The organism is Chryseobacterium sp. POL2, assembly GCF_011058315.1.
Taxonomy (GTDB): Bacteria; Bacteroidota; Bacteroidia; order Flavobacteriales; family Weeksellaceae; genus Soonwooa.
On record NZ_CP049298.1, the window covers coordinates 2,078,103 to 2,098,308 of the forward strand.

Below are 20,206 nucleotides of genomic sequence, written 5' to 3' on the forward strand. Positions count from 1 at the left end.
TATTATTTAAACGTTATTTTCTTTTCTATTTCTAATCTTCGTGTGGTAGAACACGTTTGGCTTGGTACCGATTTCTTCAAGTAAAATATACTTTCTCTTATCGGTGAACAATGTTCTAACTTCTGAGTTGACATCGTTCATATCACCAAATTTCATTGCGCCTGTAGAACAAGCTTTAGAACAAGCCGTTTGGAATTCTCCATCAGCGACTCTTCTTCCTTCCTTCTTAGCTTCAAGGATAACATTCTGTGTCATTTGGATACACATAGAACATTTCTCCATAACCCCTCTTGTTCTTACAACAACGTCCGGATTAAGAACCATTCTTCCTAAATCATTATTTTGATTAAAATCAAACTTATCGTTTAGGTTATATGTAAACCAGTTGAAACGTCTTACTTTATATGGACAGTTGTTCGCACAATATCTTGTTCCAATACATCTGTTATAAGCCATTTGGTTTTGACCTTGTTTACCATGTGATGTTGCCGCTACTGGACAAACAGTTTCACAAGGAGCATGGTTACAATGTTGACACATTACTGGCTGGAAGATAACATCTGGCGTTTCGTTTGGTTCAATTAGAATGTTGTACATTCCTGGAACGTCTAATCCACCATCAACAGCTTCTTGTTGTGATAATTTACCGTCTTGTTTTACTTTATCAAACTCTTTTGGAAGTTTAGAAGTATAGTAACGGTCAATTCTCAACCAATACATATCACGAGACATTCTCACCTCTTCTTTTCCAACAACAGGAACGTTATTTTCTGCTTGACATGCGATAACACACGCGCCACAACCAGTACAAGAGTTAAGATCTACTGACAAGTTAAAGTGTGGTCCATCTGTATCGTCAAAAGCATCCCAAAGGTCAATCTTTCCAATTGGAAGAGCGCCACCAATAGTGTGCATTTCTAATGGTTTATTCCACTCATTAACATCACCTAGGAATTCTGTAAGCGTTGCTTCTTTAGCAATCTCATATCGTCCCATAAGTGTATTTTGAAGCTGTACTCCAGCAAACTCATGCTCTTCTCCAGCATCTTTGATACTTACGTTTGATAAAATCGTATTGTAACCATCAAATAATGGATAAGCATTAATTCCTGTTTCCGCTACTTTACCAGAATCTTTTTTACCATAACCTAAGGCTAAACCTAAAGATCCATCAGCCTGACCTGGCTGAATAAATACGGGAAGAGATTTCAGTTCAACACCGTTAACAGTCAAGTCAACTGTAGAACCATCAAGTTGCATTCTTCCGTTAAGCTCATTTTTGATACCTAAACGCTCTGCATCTTTAGGAGAAATCGTTAAGTAATTATCCCAAGACAATCTTGTGATTGGATCTGGAAGCTCTTGTAACCAAGGGTTATTAGCTTGTGTACCATCACCGATTGCTGTATTAAGATATAATTGCAATTCTAAATCTGAAGCTTTGAAAGCGTTCAATTCAGCAACTGCTTGACCAGCGTTTCCACCAGCATAAGACAATGTACTACCAACCGCAGCAGCATTGAAACCATTATATAAAGCTTTGTTGAACGATGTTCCGCCTAATAATGTCACAGCATTGGCTTTCAAATAAGTATAATAATCATTAGCAGGACTTCCTTTACCGTTGATCCAAACTAATAATGATTCTTCAATTTGTCTTGATTTATAAATCTTTTGAATCGTTGGCTGCATTAGCGCGTAAGATCCAGTTTCTGGAGCGATGTCACCCCAAGATTCTAACCAATGTGCTGCAGGGATAATTGCTTTCGAAGCTTTGAAGATTTCGTTCTTCTTATCTGTAATAGCAATTGTACAAGCTACTTTTGCCATAGCGCTTTTGAAAGCTTCCGCTTTAGCAAAAGAATATAAAGGATTCGTTCTATTTGAAATTAAAACCCCAACTTGACCAGCATTCATTGAAGCGATAAGCTCATTGAATTTTGCATTGTCATAATCCTTAAGAAGATTCGCTTTCCCAGTGAAAGCAACTGAACCTAATTTTTGATTGATTAAATGCGCTAAAACGTAAGCCGCTTTTGATCCATCAGCAAAAACAACCGCTTTGTTTCCTTTAGCTTGAAGTTCTTTAACGATTTCAGCAGCTACTTTATCAGAAGTACCGCCGTTAAGACCATTGTATACTTCAACTAAAGTTTTGTTAACTGCACTTGGTTTAAGTCTAATTCTTGAGTCTGCGTTAGCACCTGTCAAAGACATGTTAGATTCCACTTGGATGTGTCTCAACATATTCTCTCCTGGTTTTCTTGCAGCGGCATAAGAGGTTTCTAAACTACCAGCATTATAATCTGCTAAGAAATCTGCTTGGAAAGACACTACCAATTCTGAACTTGAAAGATCATAAACTGGTAAAGCTCTTTGTCCAAATACTTCTGTTGCGGCATCCAAAGCTGCTGCATAAGGATAAGTATCATAAGTTACTAATTCCGCAGAAGGATATTTTGTTTTAAAATCAGCAAACAACTTTTTGAAAGTTGGACTTGGCATTGAGTGTGACAAGATAACAATCTTTTTACCCGCTGCCTGTGCTTCGTTAAGACCTTTGATAGCATAGTCATCAAGCTGATCGAAAGAAACATCGCTTCCATTAAGTTTTGGCTGCTTTAGTTTATCATTGTCATAAAGGGACAATACACTTGCCTGTGCTCTAGCATTAGTTTTACCCAAGTTACCAGCAGTTGGATTTGGTTCAATTTTGATAGGGCGACCTTCTCTTGTTTTAACTAAAACACTTGAGAAATCGAAACCATCGAAATAAGCTGAAGCATAATAATTAGGAACTCCAGGAATGATGTCATGCGGTTTCACCACATAAGGAATCGTCTTAATAACTGGTGCCTCACAAGCTGCTAAAGTAACAGCTGCAGTCGAGAATCCTAATAATTTAAGGAAATCTCTTCTGGAAGTACCGGAATTATTCATTTTTTCCGCATCTCCTAAGAATTCATCAACTGGAATTTCATTCTGAAACTCCTTTTGAGCCAATTTCGCGTTAAGCGATTGGTCTTTTAGTTCGTGAATACTTCTGAATTGTATTTTATTTGAAGCCATTGATACTTCTAATTTTTGTTATTAATAATGACACTTACCACACTCTAGACCACCGATAGCATCAACCGTAATCTTTGTTCCCTCGCCGTATTGTTTTTTCAACTTATCGTGAAGGTTTTTGAAATACTCTTGGTTGTAACCGTTTGACATATCAACTTCTGTAGTACGGTGACATTCGATACACCATCCCATAGTAAAGTCGTTTGCCATCTGCACAACATTCATCGTATCTACTTTACCGTGACAAGCTTTACAAACAACATCGATTTGGTTGTTAGGATTCTTCTTGTTAAATGCTGAGATAATCGCTTTTTCACCAGCTACAACGTGTTGAGAGTGGTTAAAGTAAACGAAATCTGGCATATTGTGAATTCTTGTCCATTCAATTGGAGTTGTTTTCCCAGTGTACTGTTGCTTGGCTGGGTCCCAACCTGCTGCTGCATAAATCTTCTGAATTTCTCCGTCGTAGAATGCCTTGTCTTTTCCTGGCTCCATGTAAGCACCATTGTATTCGGAGATACTTCTGTGACAGTTCATACAAACGTTAACAGACGGGATTTCTGACACTTTACCATACTTAGCTCCAGAGTGACAAAGTTGACAATCAATCTTGTTATCTCCAGCGTGGATTTTGTGAGAGAAATGAATTGGCTGCTCAGGCGCATAACCTTTGTAAACCCCAATCCACATTAATGAATTCCAAACACCATACAAAGCAAGCATCGCCAAAATTGCTATAACACCCTTACCAACATAGTTGTACTTTTTGTATAACTCGGAGAAAGAATTAATTCTTGTAGAATTAAGATCCGACAATTCTGGTGTCTGCTGAAGCTTCACCAACTGTCTTATCTTCACTAATAACCAAAGTAACAAACCTGCAATAACAACAAAAGCTGCTAAAATCGCCTGCGAGTTAAGTTGACTTTCTTGGGCTTTTTGCGCACCAGCAAGATCACCTCCCGTGGCTGCTGCCGCATCAGCCTTTGGTTCTTCTTTTGGCGGATCTGTCGTATAGGCTAAGATATCATCGATATCCTGATCTGACAAATTCGGGAATGCCAACATTTCTACTTTGTTGAATTCCTCATAGATTTGGTTAGCGTACTTATCACCAGAAGCTCTAAGTGCTTTGTTATCCTTAATCCATTTGTGTAACCAGTCTGTTTCCAGACCTTGCTCCTTTTTCAGTTTATCAACAACTCCTCCCAAAGCAGGTCCAATCATCTGTTTGTCTAAGGCGTGACAAGCCGTACAATTGGCCTTAAAAAGGTCAAGACCTTTCTTTGGATCTCCTTGTGCATTAATAGAAGCGCTAGTCAATAATAGCAAACCGAGTGCTATCAGACTTTTTTTGTAATGCTTTCTCCAACTAATCATTTAATTAATCTTGGGTTAGTAAAAAATATTGAGTATACATTCAATTGCGCAAAAATAAGACTTTAACATAAATTTATGAGAACCTTTATTCTGCTTTTTCTCATTTGCAAACAATTTGTAATGTTTCTAAATAAGAAAGTTTGGCATTTTTTTTATTTATCCTAAATTTGCGAAAAATAAAATAAATGAAAATCCTTTCAAAAGTTTTGTGCTTATTAGTTTTTATAACAGCTTACAACATTGATGCTCAATACATTGTTAAAAAAGACACCATTTCTGGAACTCCAGTTACGATAACTATGGATACGAGAATTGATAACCTTATAACTAAACAAGAAGAAACTTGTGCCCGTCCAAAAGAAAATATTTCTGACAACAACAAGCCAACAAAAATTGTTGTACCAAGCAGAGAACTAACAAATACTGAAATTTGTCGCCAAAATCCTAAAATCATGGGATACAAGATACAAGTTGCCGTTGTTAAAAGCAATGACGAAGCTCGAAAAATTGGCGCAGATTTTAGAAAAAACTTCCCTTCTCTTAAAGTAGAAATCGACGCTTCATTGAGACCGAATTACAAAATTTTAGCCGGAAGTTATTTTAACAAACAAAGTGCATCATCTGACCTCAGCCGCGTAAAATCCGTCTATAGTACGGCCACACCAGTGCAGTACAGAATTTTCTGTGTCGAGGCAAAATAGAAAAAACATCACTTTCAAGAACCATAAAATCCCGAAGCTTTTCGGGATTATTTTATTTGTAGAAAAGGTTTAAAAATTCTATAAATTCTCCTAAACGCCAAACATTATTAATGCCAATATACATCGTAAGAACAATCAAAACACTGGTTAACGCGGAAATTATTTTCGCTTGTTTTCGATAGGCATAAAAAAGCCAGCCGATCATCAATGGGAAAACAAAAACAAAATGTCCTCCATAAATGTAAGACGTATGCAAGCCAAATTTGAGAACACAATGTATTATAACATCGATCATTAAAGACCAAAACAGAATCTGAACAAGTCTGTTTCTAAAATTTTTAATAAAACTCCAAAGAATTAAAACAACAATAATTCCGACAATGATGTAGGAAAAAACACTCGAATACACATCCATGAAAATAGCTTTGTAGTCGAAGCCTTTTTTGTTGTGGTAATCACGTAAAATAAAAGATGGAAACATTATATTTCCTCCAAAAAACCAAGAATAAATCATATCCCAAAGCGGCGTAACTTTCGGGTTAGAAAACTTCTCGTATTGCTCTCCGGTTTTATCAAAAAAATTTTGAAATTTAAAATCAATTCGGTTTAAAAATAATAACGTAAAAACAGCGACGGAAACGAAAACTTTAGAAATTTCTATACTTATTTTTTTCAGATTCCAATACAGTTTTGGTTGGAAAAGCATTGGTAAATAGACTTTAATAATATTTGTAATCGTCAAACCGCCCACACCAACACCAAATAATGTAATCGCTGTAAAAGACAAATCTTTGTCCGCCTGATATTGTCGCGCCACATAATAATTAAACAAACACAGCAAAAACAAGGTGTAGGTATAATTTTCTGGCGTGAAAGACAGCAAAATATTAGTTGTAAACAACGAAAAGAAAAGTGTTATCAGCAGAGCTAAAAACAAAGGAAGCTTGATAATTTCTTTTAAATATTTAAAAATCTGAACGATGCTAAGGCTAATGATAAAACTAGAGCATAACGCCAACACCACTCTAAAATCGGCATTCAGTCTTCCGTTGGAAATCCAAAGTGCAAAATCCCGAATCATATCGAAGAAATAATTGGAAAGCGGATGCCTCTCAAACCCGCCGCCAGTCATAACAATCGCGCGATTATCGAAACTAAAATACGCATCCCAAGGAATTCGATCGTCAAAAACAATTCGGAAATTCTTAGCAATAAAATATGCAAAACTAGAATAACTGATAAACACGATAGAAAAAACAATCCACTCCCATTTTTGGGAAGGGAAAACTAACTTCAAAGTGTTAAAAAAAGTCGTTTTAAATTTCAACTGAAAATTTTTTGCAAAAATAAGAATTCAGAGTAGAAATTGCTTTAGAATTTTAAAAATTACGAACTACACGATAATTGCGAGCAGCCATAGACCATATTATATTTTTGCGGGCGTTTTGCCAAAAGCGCATCATCATGATTTCCATAAGGCGTTTGCAAAGCTTTCCACAACGCATTGAATTTAGTATTATCGCCGTTTTCTAAATCCTGAATCGCTTCATACAACAAATAATTTCGAAGAATAAATTTAGGATTGTTCTGGGACATCAATTGTTGAATTTCTGGACGCGATATAAGATTTTGATTTAGTCGTTTTTGATAATTTTTAATAAAATCAGAAATTCGGGCGACATCTTCGACACTTGGTTGGTGATAAAAACAATTATTAAAATCTTTTGCATCAAGATTTTCTTTTAAAACCAAATCCGTTAAAGTGTTAAAAAATAAAGTATGATCCAATTTTAAATCCTGCATCATTTGTTGCCAAGTTGTAAAAAACGGCTCATCGATTTTTAATAAAGTATCAAAACCAAATTTTTTACACAACATCTCATCATGCAACTTCCAAAAATCAGAAGCGTAATGTTCTAAAATCTCTTGTAAAGCGGTTTCATTTTTAATTACTGGAAACAGCGCATTTGCGAGTTGCAAAAGATTCCAATGTGCGATTTGTCCTTGTTTTCCATAAGCGTATCGACGTCCTGGCAAATCTGTGGTATTGGGAGTGAATTCCAAATCATATTCGTCCAACATCGAGTATGGCCCGTAATCTATCGTTAAACCGAGAATCGACATATTATCGGTATTCATCACCCCATGCACAAATCCAACACGATACCATTCGATAATCATTCTGGCGGTGCGATCCGCGACAGCTTGGAAGAAATCCAAATTTTTTGTTTCTGAGTTGACATCCACTTCTTCAAAATAATTTTCGATGGCAAAATCAATTAATTTTTGAAGCGTATCAACCTCTTTTCGTGCAGCCAACAATTCAAAATGCCCAAACCTCAAAAAAGATTCCGCCACGCGAAGAACAGTAGCGCCTTGTTCTTGTTTTGGGTTTCCATCATAAGCAATATCTCGGGTTACCCATTCGCCAGTTTTCACAAGACTCAAAGCTCTCGTTGTTGGCACACCAAGATAATACATCGCTTCACTCATCAAAAACTCACGGACTGAAGATCTGAGAACTGCACGTCCATCAGCAAAACGGGAATAAGGCGTCGCGCCGACACCTTTCCATTGCAATTCGGAAGTTTGGTTTTTTTCATTTTTAATTTCGCCTGCATAAATGGCGCGTCCATCACCTAATTGTCCAGCCCAATTTCCAAATTGATGTCCCGCGTAAGCTGTTGCATAAGTTTCGATATTTTTTGGTAAATCTTGGGCTGCAAGAAATTTTAAATCATAATCTAAACTCCCAAGTCCAATTTCTTGACTTAACTTTTCATTAAAAGCAATTAATTCTAAATTTTCAAAATGTGCTGCAGAAACTGTTGTAAACAAAAATCCTGGTGTTTGTCTTTGATGTAAATCCCCTGAGAAATCTCCTGGAAACCTATCAACAAAGTTATGTGTAATGTTATGAATATTCATTGTTAAAAAAAGCCCACAAAAAGTGGGCTGTAATTATTTGTTAAAATCTATTTCGTCTCCAGAATTTAGTTTCTCGTTGAGACTCTCTTCTTTCTTGGGACTATTGTTGTTATTGCTTGGCGGTGGCGTTGGGTTTTTAATTTCATCCATCGTTCGGAGTCCGCCTTCGTCACCGTAGCCGCCGCGCAAACCACTCAGATCCGAGCAGCTTCCTGTCCAATCTGTTGGTTTTATAAATTTATCTTCTGGTGAAATCCCTAACGATTTATCAGCATAAACTTTCTTCATAAAAATCGCCCAAATAGGAAGCGCCATTTTGGCACCTTGGCCTTCGCCAGTACTTCTAAAGTGGGTGGCACGGTCTTCCCAACCAACCCATACTCCAGTTGCTAATTTAGGTGTAATACCCATAAACCAACCATCGGAGTTTTTCTGCGTTGTACCTGTTTTACCTGCAATTTCGGCAGCCACGACACCACGACGTTTCAGTTCTCCAGAAGCAGTACCAAATTCGGTTACACCTTTCATTAGGTCAATCATGGTGTAAGCATACATTTCGTTCATCACTTCTTTCACAAGAGGTTTCACTTCTTTAATAACGCGACCATTAGCATCTTCAATACGCCAAATCATCTCTGGTTTGGTATAATTACCGAAGTTAGCAAAAGTACTATAAGCGCCTAACATTTCGTAAATCGTAATATCTGATGTTCCTAATGCCATTGGCAAATGTGTATCAATAGGATCGGTTACACCCAAATCGCGAGCTGTCTGAATAACATTCTTGGTACCAACCATTTCGGCCAAACGAATAGCAACTGGGTTTTTGGAATGTGCAATGGCATCTCTCAAAGTTAACATTGCACCATTACCTGGTACAGACCAATTTCCTTTAGTATAAGTCGCATTAGAAACTTGCGAACAAGGCGTCATCCCCAAATGCATAATTGCTGTTGCATATACAAAAGGTTTAAAAGTTGATCCAACTTGACGTTTTCCTTGTTTTACGTGGTCGTATTGGAAATGCTGCCAATTGATACCACCAACCCAAGCTTTGATATCACCTGTTAATGGATCCATAGACATTAGCCCTGCTTGTGCAATTTGCTTATGATAACGGATAGAATCCCAAGGCGACATTTCTATTTCTTCTTCGCCAGCCCACGTGAAACGTGTCATCTTCGTTGGTGTTTTGAAATCCAGCATAATAGAATCTTCTGGCATACCTTCGGCTTTCATTTGCTTATAACGTCCTGTACGTCTTACTGCAGACATCATAAGGTCATTAATTTGCGTCTTGCTCAAGTTGTAATAGGGCCTATTCGCATTGTATTTCATTTCGTTATCGAAATTTTTCTGCAAACTTGTCAAATGTTCCTTAATGGCTTCTTCTGCATACACTTGCATTTTAGAATCTAAGGTTACATAGATTTTCAAACCATTTTTATAAAGATTTAGCTCTTTACCGGTTTGTTTTTCGTATTCGTCTAAATATTGCTGAATTTCTTTTCTTAAATAAAATTTATAATAAGCAGAATAACCTTCTTCCACCCTTTCAATTGGATGAAAGTCCACAACTATTGGTTCCTGAATTGCTTGCTCATAAGTTTGCTGATCCAGATAACCTGTATCCAGCATTTGTTTTAGAACAACGTTTCGTCTTTCTTTTGCTTTTTCAGGCTTGCGATAAGGATTATTTTTACGCGGGTTTTCTAGCATTGCTACAAAAGTCGCTGCTTCTGGAAGTGTTAAATCCTTTGTTGATTTATTAAAATAGACTTTAGAAGCCATCTCTACACCTTTTGCATTGAACAAGAAATCGAACTTATTAAAATACAAAGTCACGATTTCTTCTTTGGTATAGCGTTTTTCCAAACTAACAGCCACGCACCATTCTTTAAGTTTCTGGAAAGCACGCTGAAATTTGTTTTGAGAAGCCTGACCTGTGAACAAAAGCTTTGCTAACTGCTGAGAAATCGTAGAACCTCCACCTCTATCTCCACCGAAATATATGGCTCTTGCAACCGACTTAAGATCTATCCCAGAATGTTCTTTAAAACGTTCATCTTCTTTAGCTTGCAATGCATAAACTAAATAAGGCGGCAATTGTTTATAAGTAACTGGAATTGTCTTTTCTTTCTCAAACTTCCCAAGCAACTGATTGTCAGAAGAATAAATTTCTGAAGCAACGTAGATATCTGGATTATCCAACTCTTTTACTTCGGGCATATCGCCCAAAAAACCTTGAGAAACTGCAAAAAACAAAGCAGAAATCCCTAAAACGACTGCAATAAGACCTATCCAAATAAATTTAATCCATTTTCTAGTTCCTGAAGAGTTTTTTTTCTTTTTTGGTGGCAATGGAAATCCAGTGGTAGGTTTTGATTTTTTATTGTTTTCCATATTATATTTATGGCTTTACATTTACAATTTTAACTCCGACGTCTTCAATTCCTGCGAGTTGGTCATTTCGCATAGCTTGTATTACGCCAATGCTGTATTTGCCATCTTTTGGAAATTTGAAATCTGTTTTGTATTGGAACATGATTTCTTTAGTATCACCAAAACCACTTCCTAACCATTGTCCATTAGGTTTTGCCAAAACATAGTTAAGAGTATCTTTTGATAAGACTTTGTTGGTGTCATCAAAAATCGTCCCAATTAATCTCAAATTACTATAAGGATAGCTGTCGTTATTTCTAATAACAAAGATAATATTTTTCGGAGTTTGATGATTTTGAACATCAAAACTTAATTCGTACATTTTGTTTTTAGCCCAAGTAGCCTTATCTAAAGACTGCATTGCAATAACCTCATCCGGATTACTACAACTAAAGACAATAAGCACCAAAGTCATTATTCCTAAAAACTTACGCATTGTTGGAATTATTGGAATTAGGATTTGTTGGTTTTTTATTAAATTTCTTCTTATTGTTAAATGGCTTTCTCGGCTTTTTTTGTTCATTAGAGTTACCATCAACATTTTCTTGAGATTTAACTTCTTTTTTTACCTCTCCTTTAGGATTGTTTTGAGATGTTTTTTGATTATTAGCTCTTGCATTCTGCGGATTAGGATGATTAGCATTTCTATTATCCTTTTTATTATCGCGCTCATTACGAGGTCGGTTGTTATTCTTTCTATTATTTGGTCTAGATTTTTTTTCAAATCGATCCAAACTACTTTCCTGAATCAAATCCACCTTAACACTTGGTGAGGTTTGTGCTTTAAAATCTTCAAGCGCTGGCGCAGGTTTTCCTTCGTTATTGATGGCAATCATCTTCTTGACATCGTCAATATCAATATCATACCACGCCATCGAATTTTCCACGTAAGCAAACCACATTTTGCGTTTGAAAACATCTATTTTAATGCAAAAAGCTTTTCCTTTTTCAGTATTTAAAACCGTATTGGTTGCTGGAAAATCCTTCAAAGTATCCACATAACTGTCGAGCTCGTAATTAAGACAACATTTCAGTTTGCCACATTGTCCTGCTAATTTTTGAGGATTGATGCTCAACTGCTGATACCGCGCCGCATTGGTATTAACCGAGCGAAAATCTGTCAACCAAGTAGAACAACACAACTCTCGACCACATGATCCGATACCTCCAACTTTGGCAGATTCTTGACGGAAACCTATTTGTTTCATATCAATTTTGGTACGGAACGCGCCAGCAAAATCTTTAATCAATTGTCGAAAATCGACGCGACTATCTGCTGTGTAATAAAATGTGATTTTGGATCCGTCGCCTTGGTACTCAACATCTGTAATCTTCATTTCCAGATTAAGCGCATAAGCCAATTTTCGGGCTTGGACTTTTATATCGTTTTCTTTTTTACGAAGTTCTTGCCAAACTTCTACATCTTTTTGGGAAGCATGTCTATAGACTTTAAGAAGAACATCTGTAGGGACTTTTTTCTTTTTCATCTGGATTTTCACCAGTTCGCCTGTTAAACTAACTACACCAATATCGTGACCGGGATTCGCTTCTAGTGTAACAATGTTGCCTACCGAAAGGGGCAAGTTATTTGTGTTTTTGAAAAAATATTTTCGGTCGTTTTTAAAACGCACTTCAACAAATTCGTTGGAAGTATTGCCAGGATTTTTAACATCTGACAACCAATCGAAAACACTTAATTTATAGCTATTTCCACAAGTATCTACACTGCTACATCCATTCGAGGATTTTGTTCCACATGAATGTCCTGAATCTCCGGATGTTTTACATCCACAACTCATATTAAAAAATATATTATTCTCGCAAAGTTAACATATTTTTGATTAAAGTCATCTTGAAGACTCTTTAAATGTGAAATATCTTTAATTTTTAAGATTTTACTAAAAAACAAACACTTTTAATAAAGATAAAGCAAAATATCCATGAAAACACAAATGCAATTCATAGGTAATTATTATGGTTCGCATTGCAATGTTTAATATTAAACATTTTTAAAATACAACTTTTAAAAGCTTAAAAAACAGCTATAAAATCAGATTTAAATACATTTATAAAAATTAAACAGATTAAAATATTAAATGATTGTTTAACAAAATTTACAAAATTTTAACATTGATAATAAAATTAATTTTATATTTGAGCATAATATAACATTACTTCTATGAAAAAATTACTTATAACAACGGCTTTAGCAGCAGGTGTTTTATCATACGCAGGTGGATTCCGTGTTTCTTTACAAGGAGTTAAACAACTTGCGATGGCACACACAAGTGCACATGCTGAAGACGCAAGTGTAACATTCTTCAATCCTGCGGGGATGTCTTTCATCCCGGCTAAACTAAGTATTGTTGCAGGTGGTTTCGGAGCATCCAATAAAGTGACATTCCAAAACTTGTCAACCTTAGAATCTACACAAACTGACAATCCACTAGGAACGCCTCTGTACGCAGCGATCGCCTATAAAGTAACCAATGACTTTTCTGTTGGTTTCAATTTCTCAACGCCTTTTGGTAGTACAATCCAATGGCCTGAAACCTGGGAAGGCGCGGAGCTTGTGCAAAAGATGGAACTTAAGAGTTTCTATTTCCAACCTATGGTTTCTGTAAAACTTGCACCTTGGGCTTCATTCGGCGCCAGCTACATCTACGCTAAAGGAAAAGTTGATTGGGACAAAGCGGTTACACAATTTGGCGGAACGCTTAACATCAATGATGAAAAAGCTTCTGGACATGGATTTGGATTTGGTTTTTATTTCCAACCCAATGAAAAATTAGATGTAAGTGTTGCTTATCGCGCACCTATTGACATGAAAGCTAAAAATGGAACGGCTACTTTTAACATTCCTAAATCTCTATATCCAAATCTAGGAGTTGACGCAAATGGTCAGGATAAATTCAAAGCAACATTACCATTGGTTGACGAATACACCGTTGGTGCAACTTTCAAAATTACGCCGAAATGGTTGGTATCTGCAGATTTCAACTACACCGGATGGTCTAGATACGAGCGTTTAACATTAGACTTCGAAAATGCGCCTGTCGGCAACCAACCAACAGACCCAACAATTTTGGTTACACCAAAGAACTTTAAAAACACTAAAACTTTCAGACTTGGTACGCAATATATGATTAACGATATGATTGCTGGTCGCCTAGGTGCATATTATGATGAGTCGCCTTATTCTAATGACTATTTTATCCCAGAAACACCATCATTTAACTCGTATGTTATTACTGCTGGTCTTGGATTCAAATTCAATAAATTGGGCGTAGACATCGCAGGTGCTTACGCAATGCCACAAAGTCGTCAGGTTAATAACACGTATTATAACTTTATTGGACAAGCTAAAGCTAAGGCTTATTACTTTGGACTTGGACTATCTTATAACGCGTTCTAAAATTTTAAACTATTATGAAAAAGATATTATTTTCAATATTTAGCATTTCAGCTTTATTTGTAACACAAAGTTGTAATACAGATTTCGACAACGATGTAACAGATATAAAAGTAACCAACGGAGAAGTAGATTTTACCAGATATGTTGCTTTAGGAAACTCGTTAACATCTGGCTACAGAGACAACGCACTCTATATAGATGGTCAAAACGAATCTTATCCATCGATGCTTGCCCAACAAATGAAATTAGCTGGTGGCGGCGAATTCTTACAACCATTAATGGCTGATAATAATGGTGGTCTTTTATTGGGACCTAACAAAATAGCGGATACAAAACAATACATTAGCGCAATGGTTAATGGTGTGCCTGATATTAAAAACGCTAACGACAACAAACCAACAACTAATGTTCTTAACAAATTAACAGGCAAATTCAATAACATGGGGGTTCCTGGTGCAAAAGTAGCACACCTATTAGCTCCTGGTTACGGAAACCCTTCTGGTATTGGAACAACCGCCAACCCCTATTTTGTAAGATTTGCATCTACTCCAGAAGCATCTGTTATCGGCGACTTCTTATCCCAAAAACCGACATTCTTTTCTTTGTGGATCGGAAACAACGACGCTTTATTATATGCATTGGCTGGAGCTGACAGCAACTTAGAAACACTAACACCGACTGACCAGTTCAAAACATATTACAACTTATTGGTTAGCCAAATTGCAACAACAAAAGCAAAAGGCGTTATTGCAAACATCCCAGATGTCACAACTATCCCTAACCTTACAACTGTACCTTACAATCCTTTAACTGCAGCAGTTTTAGGACAAGGCAATGCGACTATAGGGAATGCAACTATCGATCAATTGAATGCAAATCTTTACGGACCATTAACCCAAATTCTAAAAGCGGTTGGTGCTGGAGACAGAATTCAATTATTAAGCAAAACAGCAGCTAATCCACTTTTAATAAAAGACGAAAGCCTTACAGACCTAAAACAAGCTATTACTTTTGCTGCAGCTAATTCTGGCAATCCAACTTTAGCCGCACTAGCAAATTACCTAGGTGCAACCTATGGACAAGCGAGACAAGCCAAAAAGGGCGACCTTGTCCCATTAACAGCAAAAGCAGCAATTGGGACAATAGAAACTTTGCCTCCTGGTGTTCCTGCTGAATTAGGCGCAAGAGGTATTGCCTATCCATTTGCTGATAGGTATGTTTTGACAAGTGCAGAAGTTACAGAGGTAAACGCAGCGATTGCCAGTTATAACGAAACGATAAAAGCTGCTGCTGCTGCAAACGGCTATGCATTTGTAGATGCCAATGCAAAAATGAAAGAACTAACGCAAAAATCTGGCATCCAATGGAATGGTGTAAAATATACCGCAACTTATGTGACGGGAGGCGCATTCTCATTGGACGGTGTCCACCTAACAGGTAGAGGTTACGCCATCGTAGCCAACGAATTCATGAAAGCCATAAACACCAAATACAAATCAACATTACCAATGGTAGATGTCAACAAGTATTCTGGCGTAACATTTCCTTAATTAAAGAAACACCAATTATTCTTTATAAAAATAAACCACTTGAATTTCGAGTGGTTTATTTTTTATTAAATTTGCACAAAATAAAAAGTAAAATGCTAGATCAACAACCCAGCTATCTATTTTCAACTAGAACAAGTAGAGTTTTAGCTGAAAAAATTGCTGAAAACTACGGCCAAGAATTAGGGAAAATCATTATCCAAGATTTTAGTGATGGCGAATTCGAACCTATTTTAGAACAATCTGTCAGAGGTGGACGTGTATTTTTAATCGGGTCAACTTTCCCTCCTGCAGATAATCTTTTAGAATTACTTTTAATGATTGACGCAGCGAAAAGAGCTTCTGCCAAAAACATTACTGTTGTACTTCCTTATTATGGGCTTGCAAGACAAGATAGAAAAGACAAGCCAAGAGCACCAATTGGAGCAAAACTAGTGGCCAATCTTCTTACCGCCGCAGGCGCTACAAGAATTATGACAATGGATCTACATGCGGATCAGATACAAGGTTTCTTCGAAATTCCAGTAGATCATCTTTATGCTTCAACTATTTTTGTTGATTACATCCAACAACTTAATCTTGAAGATTTAACAATTGCCTCACCAGACATGGGAGGCGCCAAAAGAGCAAAAAATTATGCAAGCCACTTGGGTGCAGAAGTTGTAATCTGCTATAAAGAACGAAAAAAAGCCAATGTTGTTGAGGAGATGCTTTTGATTGGTGATGTTACCAACAAAAATGTTATTCTTATCGATGATATGATAGACACAGCAGGAACATTGTGTAAAGCAGCTGACATCCTTATGGAAAAAGGTGCAAAATCTGTAAGAGCCATTGCAACACACCCTGTGTTATCAGGAAAAGCTTATGACAATATTCAAAATTCAAAAATTTCTGAAGTTATTGTAACTGACTCTATTCCTATCAAACAAGGATTGTCTCCAAAAATAAAAGTATTGACTTGTGCGCCTCTTTTTGCTGACGTTATGAAGAGCGTACACGAGCATCATTCTATAAGCGATAAGTTTATCATATAAATTAAATTTTACAGAACAAAATTTTTCTGTATATTTGCACACTTAAAATTTAAACATTTTTAAAATGAAATCTATTACAATTCAAGGTACAAAAAGAGAAAACGTGGGCAAAAAGTCTACTAAAGCTTTGCGTGATGCTGAATTAGTCCCTTGTGTTGTTTATGGAGGTGCTGAGACTTTGAACTTCTCTACTGAAGAGAAATCATTCAAAAACTTAGTATATACTCCTGAAGCACACACGGTATCTATTGAGGTTGATGGTCAAACAATTGCTGCTGTACTTCAGGACATCCAGTTCCACCCAATTACTGACAAAATTTTACACGTTGACTTCTATCAATTATCTGATGACAAGCCAGTTATCATGGAAGTTCCTGTAAGAATCACAGGTCGTTCTAAAGGTGTTGTTGCTGGTGGTGTATTAAGACAAACTTACCGTAAGTTAAAAGTTAAAGCTATCCCAGCTAACTTACCAGACGAAATCGTTGTTGACGTTACACCTCTTAGAATCGGCAACAAACTTTATGTTGGCGCATTGAAAAACGATAATTACACTTTCATGCACCCAGACAACGCAGTTATCGTAGCTGTTAAGATGTCTAGAAATGCAATGAAAGCTGGCGCATCTGCAGTGCAAGATGATGATGACGATGAAGAAACTTCTGAAGCAGCAGAATAATATTTGCATAACAATATTTATAAAACCTAGAGCATTAGCTTTAGGTTTTTTTGTTTTTAAAACTTAAAAATTGGCAAAACAACTTAGCACAATCTATTCAAAATTATTATATTTGTTGACATGGCAACCAAGGCATTGTTCAACACTGTAGTCAATTGGTTTATTCGACAACGAATAGACCAAATCACCAATTTCATAGACCATCCTATCGAAACCCAAGAAGGTGTTTTGTTTTCACAACTTTTTCATGCGGAAAACACAGTCTATGGAAAATGCCACGGCTTCAAAGATATCTCCAGCTATAGAGATTTCCAAAATAATGTCCCGATTGTTACCTATGAAGATTATGAGCCTTATATAGAAAAATCCCGTCAAGGGATGAAAGACATTATCTGGCCAGGGCAAATTCGACATTTTGCAAAATCTTCGGGAACAACCAATGCGAAAAGCAAATTCATTCCCATTTCTGATGAAAGCTTAGAAGAATGCCACTACAAAGCGGGAAAGGATTTAATTTCTATTTACGTTAATAATCATCCAGATAGCGGCTTATTTCAGCATAAAAACCTAAGACTCGGCGGCAGTGCAGAGATGTATGAAAATTTTAACACCAAATTCGGTGACCTTTCTGCAATATTAATTGAGAACCTTCCTTTTTGGGTAGAAATCATCAATACGCCTAGTAAAAAAGTGTCTTTGATGTCCGAGTGGGAAAGCAAACTAAAAGCAATTGTCGAAGAGGTTACAAAACAAGATGTTGGCAGTTTAACTGGTGTCCCAAGTTGGATGATGGTATTGCTACGCCGCGTTCTTCAAGAATCCAATAAAGAATTAATTACTGACCTTTGGCCTAACTTGGAAGTATTTTTCCATGGCGGAATTAGTTTTAAACCTTACCGCGATCAATACAACCAAATCACAGGAAACAAAATTCGTTACTACGAAATCTACAATGCGTCCGAAGGCTTTTTCGGCATCCAAGATCGTTCTGACAGCGACGAGATGTTGCTGATGTTGGACTATGGAATTTTCTATGAATTTATCCCGATGGACACTTTTGGAACAAGCCACCAAAAGGCTATTCCGCTTTCCGAAGTAGAACTCGGAAAAAGTTACGCCATGGTGATTACGACCAATGGTGGACTTTGGCGTTACATGATTGGCGACACCGTTAAATTCACTTCCCTAAGTCCATTCAGAATTAAAATTTCTGGAAGAACCAAACATTACATCAATGCTTTTGGAGAAGAATTAATGATTGATAATGTGGAGTTTGCAATTGCCAAAGCCTGTCGCGAAACCAATGCTTTTGTATCAGATTTTACAGGTGCCCCAGTTTTCATGACAGATAAAGAAACTGGCGCTCACGAATGGATTTTTGAATTCACATCAAAACCCGAATGCCTGGACAGCTTTGTCAATATTTTTGATGAAACGCTAAAAACACTAAACTCCGACTACGAAGCAAAACGCTACAACAACATCACGCTAAAACGACCTGTTGTTCATGTGGCTAAACCTAAATTGTTCTATCAATGGATGGCAAATCGTGGTAAATTGGGTGGCCAAAATAAAGTGCCACGACTTAGTAATGACCGAGAATATATTGATCCTTTGTTATTATTAAACCAAGAGATGTCATTATAAAAATTGGGCAATGCTATAAATGATTAACCCGACTAATCCACCAACAATTGTCCCGTTAATCCTGATAAACTGAAGATCTTTCCCCACTTCCAATTCTAGTTTTCGACTAAGCTCTTTACCTTCCCAATTTCCGACTGTGCTGGAGATAAGATTACCGGCTTCTTTGGTATTTTTCAAAATATATTTGTAAGCTGTCACACGTATCCAATGGTCAATTTTCTTCTGAAGGCCTTCATCATTTTGAAGATTGGTCGAAAGTTCGTTTAGGTTTTTAAGTATATATTTTTTAAGTCCCGAATTTTCTTCCATCAATTCGGTTTTCAAGGTTTCTTTTATAGAGAACCAAATATCGGCCGCATACTCATTCAGTTTATCAGCATTCAAAAACTCATTTTTTATTGTCTTAAATTCGTTTTCCCACTTAACTTCTGTTTTAATTTCGTCTGCAAAAACCAAGAGTTTCGAAGTAATTTCTTTACGCAAAGGATGATTAGCGTCTTGTTCTATTTCTTCAAAATAATGGCTCAAACCCGATACAATTTTTTCGGAAATTCGTCTATCAACAGATTTAGGAACAAAAAAATAACTTTCTTTTTCGACACGTTCTTCGACCATTTGCTGATTTTCAAGAATATAATTTTTTATTTGACCACTCAGATTTGTCATTAATTGCTGATGATCATTTTTTTCTATTAAATACTCGAGTCCATTTCCAAGAAACTTATTGACTTTAATATTCCCAGTCATTTCTTGAAGTTTTCGTGACACAAAATCAACAACTTCTTTGTCATCCAATTTCAACAAAATATCCAAAGCCATATTGGAAGCTTCGTTCACAAATAGGTTTTGATTTTTCTCTTTCCCAATCCATTCACCAACAAATCCCGATATTTTTAATTTCAAAATATAAGGCCGAATATTTTCTGGCGCTAGAAAATTATCAACTACAAAATTGCCAAGATTGTCCCCAATTTTTTCTTTACTTCTTTCAATAAGATTGGTATGTGGAATTTTAATACCCATCGGATGATGAAACAAAGCTGTAACCGCAAACCAATCTGCCAAAGCCCCAACCATAGCTGCTTCCGAGAACGCCCGAATGTAACCTACCCAATGTGTGGGATTCGTTTTTTGAACATAAGTCATGATTACAAATGTTATCGCCATCAAAATAAATAATCCTGTGGCAAGCATTTTATAGTTACGAAGTTGTATTTTTTTCTCAGAATCTGTCATAGTTTTGATGCATCAAATAGCTTTCCAAACAAATGTAAACCAATTTTCTATTACTATTTTTAAATATGATTTAAAACCAATTTTAAGTTCATTAATAATATTTGCCGTAACTTTGAAACATTCTA

The 20,206-nt window shown here is 36.5% G+C and carries 14 protein-coding genes; 6 read left to right on the forward strand and 8 right to left on the reverse strand.

All coding sequences use genetic code 11. The features are described 5' to 3' along the window. Nucleotides 1-6 precede the first annotated feature (6 nt). Complete coding sequence (locus G6R40_RS09735) at nucleotides 7-3,069, reverse strand: TAT-variant-translocated molybdopterin oxidoreductase (RefSeq protein ID WP_165134651.1); 3,063 nt, start codon at nucleotides 3,067-3,069, stop codon at nucleotides 7-9. A gap of 21 nt (nucleotides 3,070-3,090) precedes the next feature. After that, nucleotides 3,091-4,449 (reverse strand): c-type cytochrome, encoded by a 1,359-nt coding sequence (locus G6R40_RS09740; RefSeq protein ID WP_165134654.1) that lies wholly within the window; start codon nucleotides 4,447-4,449, stop codon nucleotides 3,091-3,093. 185 nt (nucleotides 4,450-4,634) lie between these two features. On the opposite strand from G6R40_RS09740, the gene G6R40_RS09745 reads away from it, so the two are divergent. After that, entirely contained in the window at nucleotides 4,635-5,150 is a 516-nt protein-coding gene (locus tag G6R40_RS09745; RefSeq protein ID WP_165134657.1) for an SPOR domain-containing protein, read from the forward strand. A gap of 52 nt (nucleotides 5,151-5,202) precedes the next feature. Here G6R40_RS09745 and G6R40_RS09750 read toward each other — a convergent pair whose 3' ends face one another. Genes G6R40_RS09750 through G6R40_RS09770 form a run of 5 tightly spaced genes read right to left on the reverse strand, consistent with a single transcriptional unit; the run spans nucleotide 5,203 to nucleotide 12,319 of the window. Then, on the reverse strand, nucleotides 5,203-6,477 hold the full coding sequence (locus G6R40_RS09750) for a DUF6080 domain-containing protein (RefSeq protein ID WP_228455837.1): 1,275 nt from the start codon (nucleotides 6,475-6,477) through the stop codon (nucleotides 5,203-5,205). A 59-nt stretch (nucleotides 6,478-6,536) separates the two neighbouring features. Next, the gene (locus G6R40_RS09755; RefSeq protein ID WP_165134660.1) at nucleotides 6,537-8,078 is read right to left on the reverse strand and encodes a protein adenylyltransferase SelO; all 1,542 of its coding nucleotides are present in this window, start codon (nucleotides 8,076-8,078) and stop codon (nucleotides 6,537-6,539) included. A 33-nt stretch (nucleotides 8,079-8,111) separates the two neighbouring features. Next, on the reverse strand, nucleotides 8,112-10,481 hold the full coding sequence (locus G6R40_RS09760; RefSeq protein ID WP_165134663.1) for a penicillin-binding protein 1A: 2,370 nt from the start codon (nucleotides 10,479-10,481) through the stop codon (nucleotides 8,112-8,114). A gap of 7 nt (nucleotides 10,482-10,488) precedes the next feature. Beyond that, entirely contained in the window at nucleotides 10,489-10,956 is a 468-nt protein-coding gene (locus tag G6R40_RS09765; protein WP_165134666.1) for a gliding motility lipoprotein GldH, read from the reverse strand. After that, the gene (locus G6R40_RS09770; RefSeq protein WP_165134669.1) at nucleotides 10,949-12,319 is read right to left on the reverse strand and encodes a stage 0 sporulation family protein; all 1,371 of its coding nucleotides are present in this window, start codon (nucleotides 12,317-12,319) and stop codon (nucleotides 10,949-10,951) included. The genes G6R40_RS09765 and G6R40_RS09770 overlap by 8 nt, the downstream gene beginning before the upstream one ends. 380 nt (nucleotides 12,320-12,699) lie before the next feature. On the opposite strand from G6R40_RS09770, the gene G6R40_RS09775 reads away from it, so the two are divergent. From G6R40_RS09775 to G6R40_RS09795, 5 genes are all read left to right on the forward strand, one after another. Then, the gene (locus G6R40_RS09775) at nucleotides 12,700-13,935 is read left to right on the forward strand and encodes an OmpP1/FadL family transporter (RefSeq protein ID WP_165134672.1); all 1,236 of its coding nucleotides are present in this window, start codon (nucleotides 12,700-12,702) and stop codon (nucleotides 13,933-13,935) included. A 14-nt stretch (nucleotides 13,936-13,949) separates the two neighbouring features. After that, a complete protein-coding gene (locus G6R40_RS09780; protein WP_165134675.1) occupies nucleotides 13,950-15,485 on the forward strand; it encodes an SGNH/GDSL hydrolase family protein in 1,536 nt (511 codons plus the stop codon). A 92-nt stretch (nucleotides 15,486-15,577) separates the two neighbouring features. Then, nucleotides 15,578-16,519: a ribose-phosphate pyrophosphokinase gene (locus tag G6R40_RS09785; protein WP_165134678.1), complete on the forward strand. Its 942-nt coding sequence runs from the start codon at nucleotides 15,578-15,580 to the stop codon at nucleotides 16,517-16,519. Between the two features lie 64 nt (nucleotides 16,520-16,583). Further along, complete coding sequence (locus G6R40_RS09790; protein ID WP_165134681.1) at nucleotides 16,584-17,198, forward strand: 50S ribosomal protein L25/general stress protein Ctc; 615 nt, start codon at nucleotides 16,584-16,586, stop codon at nucleotides 17,196-17,198. A gap of 120 nt (nucleotides 17,199-17,318) precedes the next feature. Beyond that, complete coding sequence (locus G6R40_RS09795; protein ID WP_165134684.1) at nucleotides 17,319-18,845, forward strand: GH3 auxin-responsive promoter family protein; 1,527 nt, start codon at nucleotides 17,319-17,321, stop codon at nucleotides 18,843-18,845. Here G6R40_RS09795 and G6R40_RS09800 read toward each other — a convergent pair. Further along, nucleotides 18,840-20,081: a DUF445 domain-containing protein gene (locus G6R40_RS09800; protein WP_165134687.1), complete on the reverse strand. Its 1,242-nt coding sequence runs from the start codon at nucleotides 20,079-20,081 to the stop codon at nucleotides 18,840-18,842. The two genes, G6R40_RS09795 and G6R40_RS09800, sit on opposite strands and share 6 nt — an antisense overlap. Nucleotides 20,082-20,206: the final 125 nt, after the last annotated feature.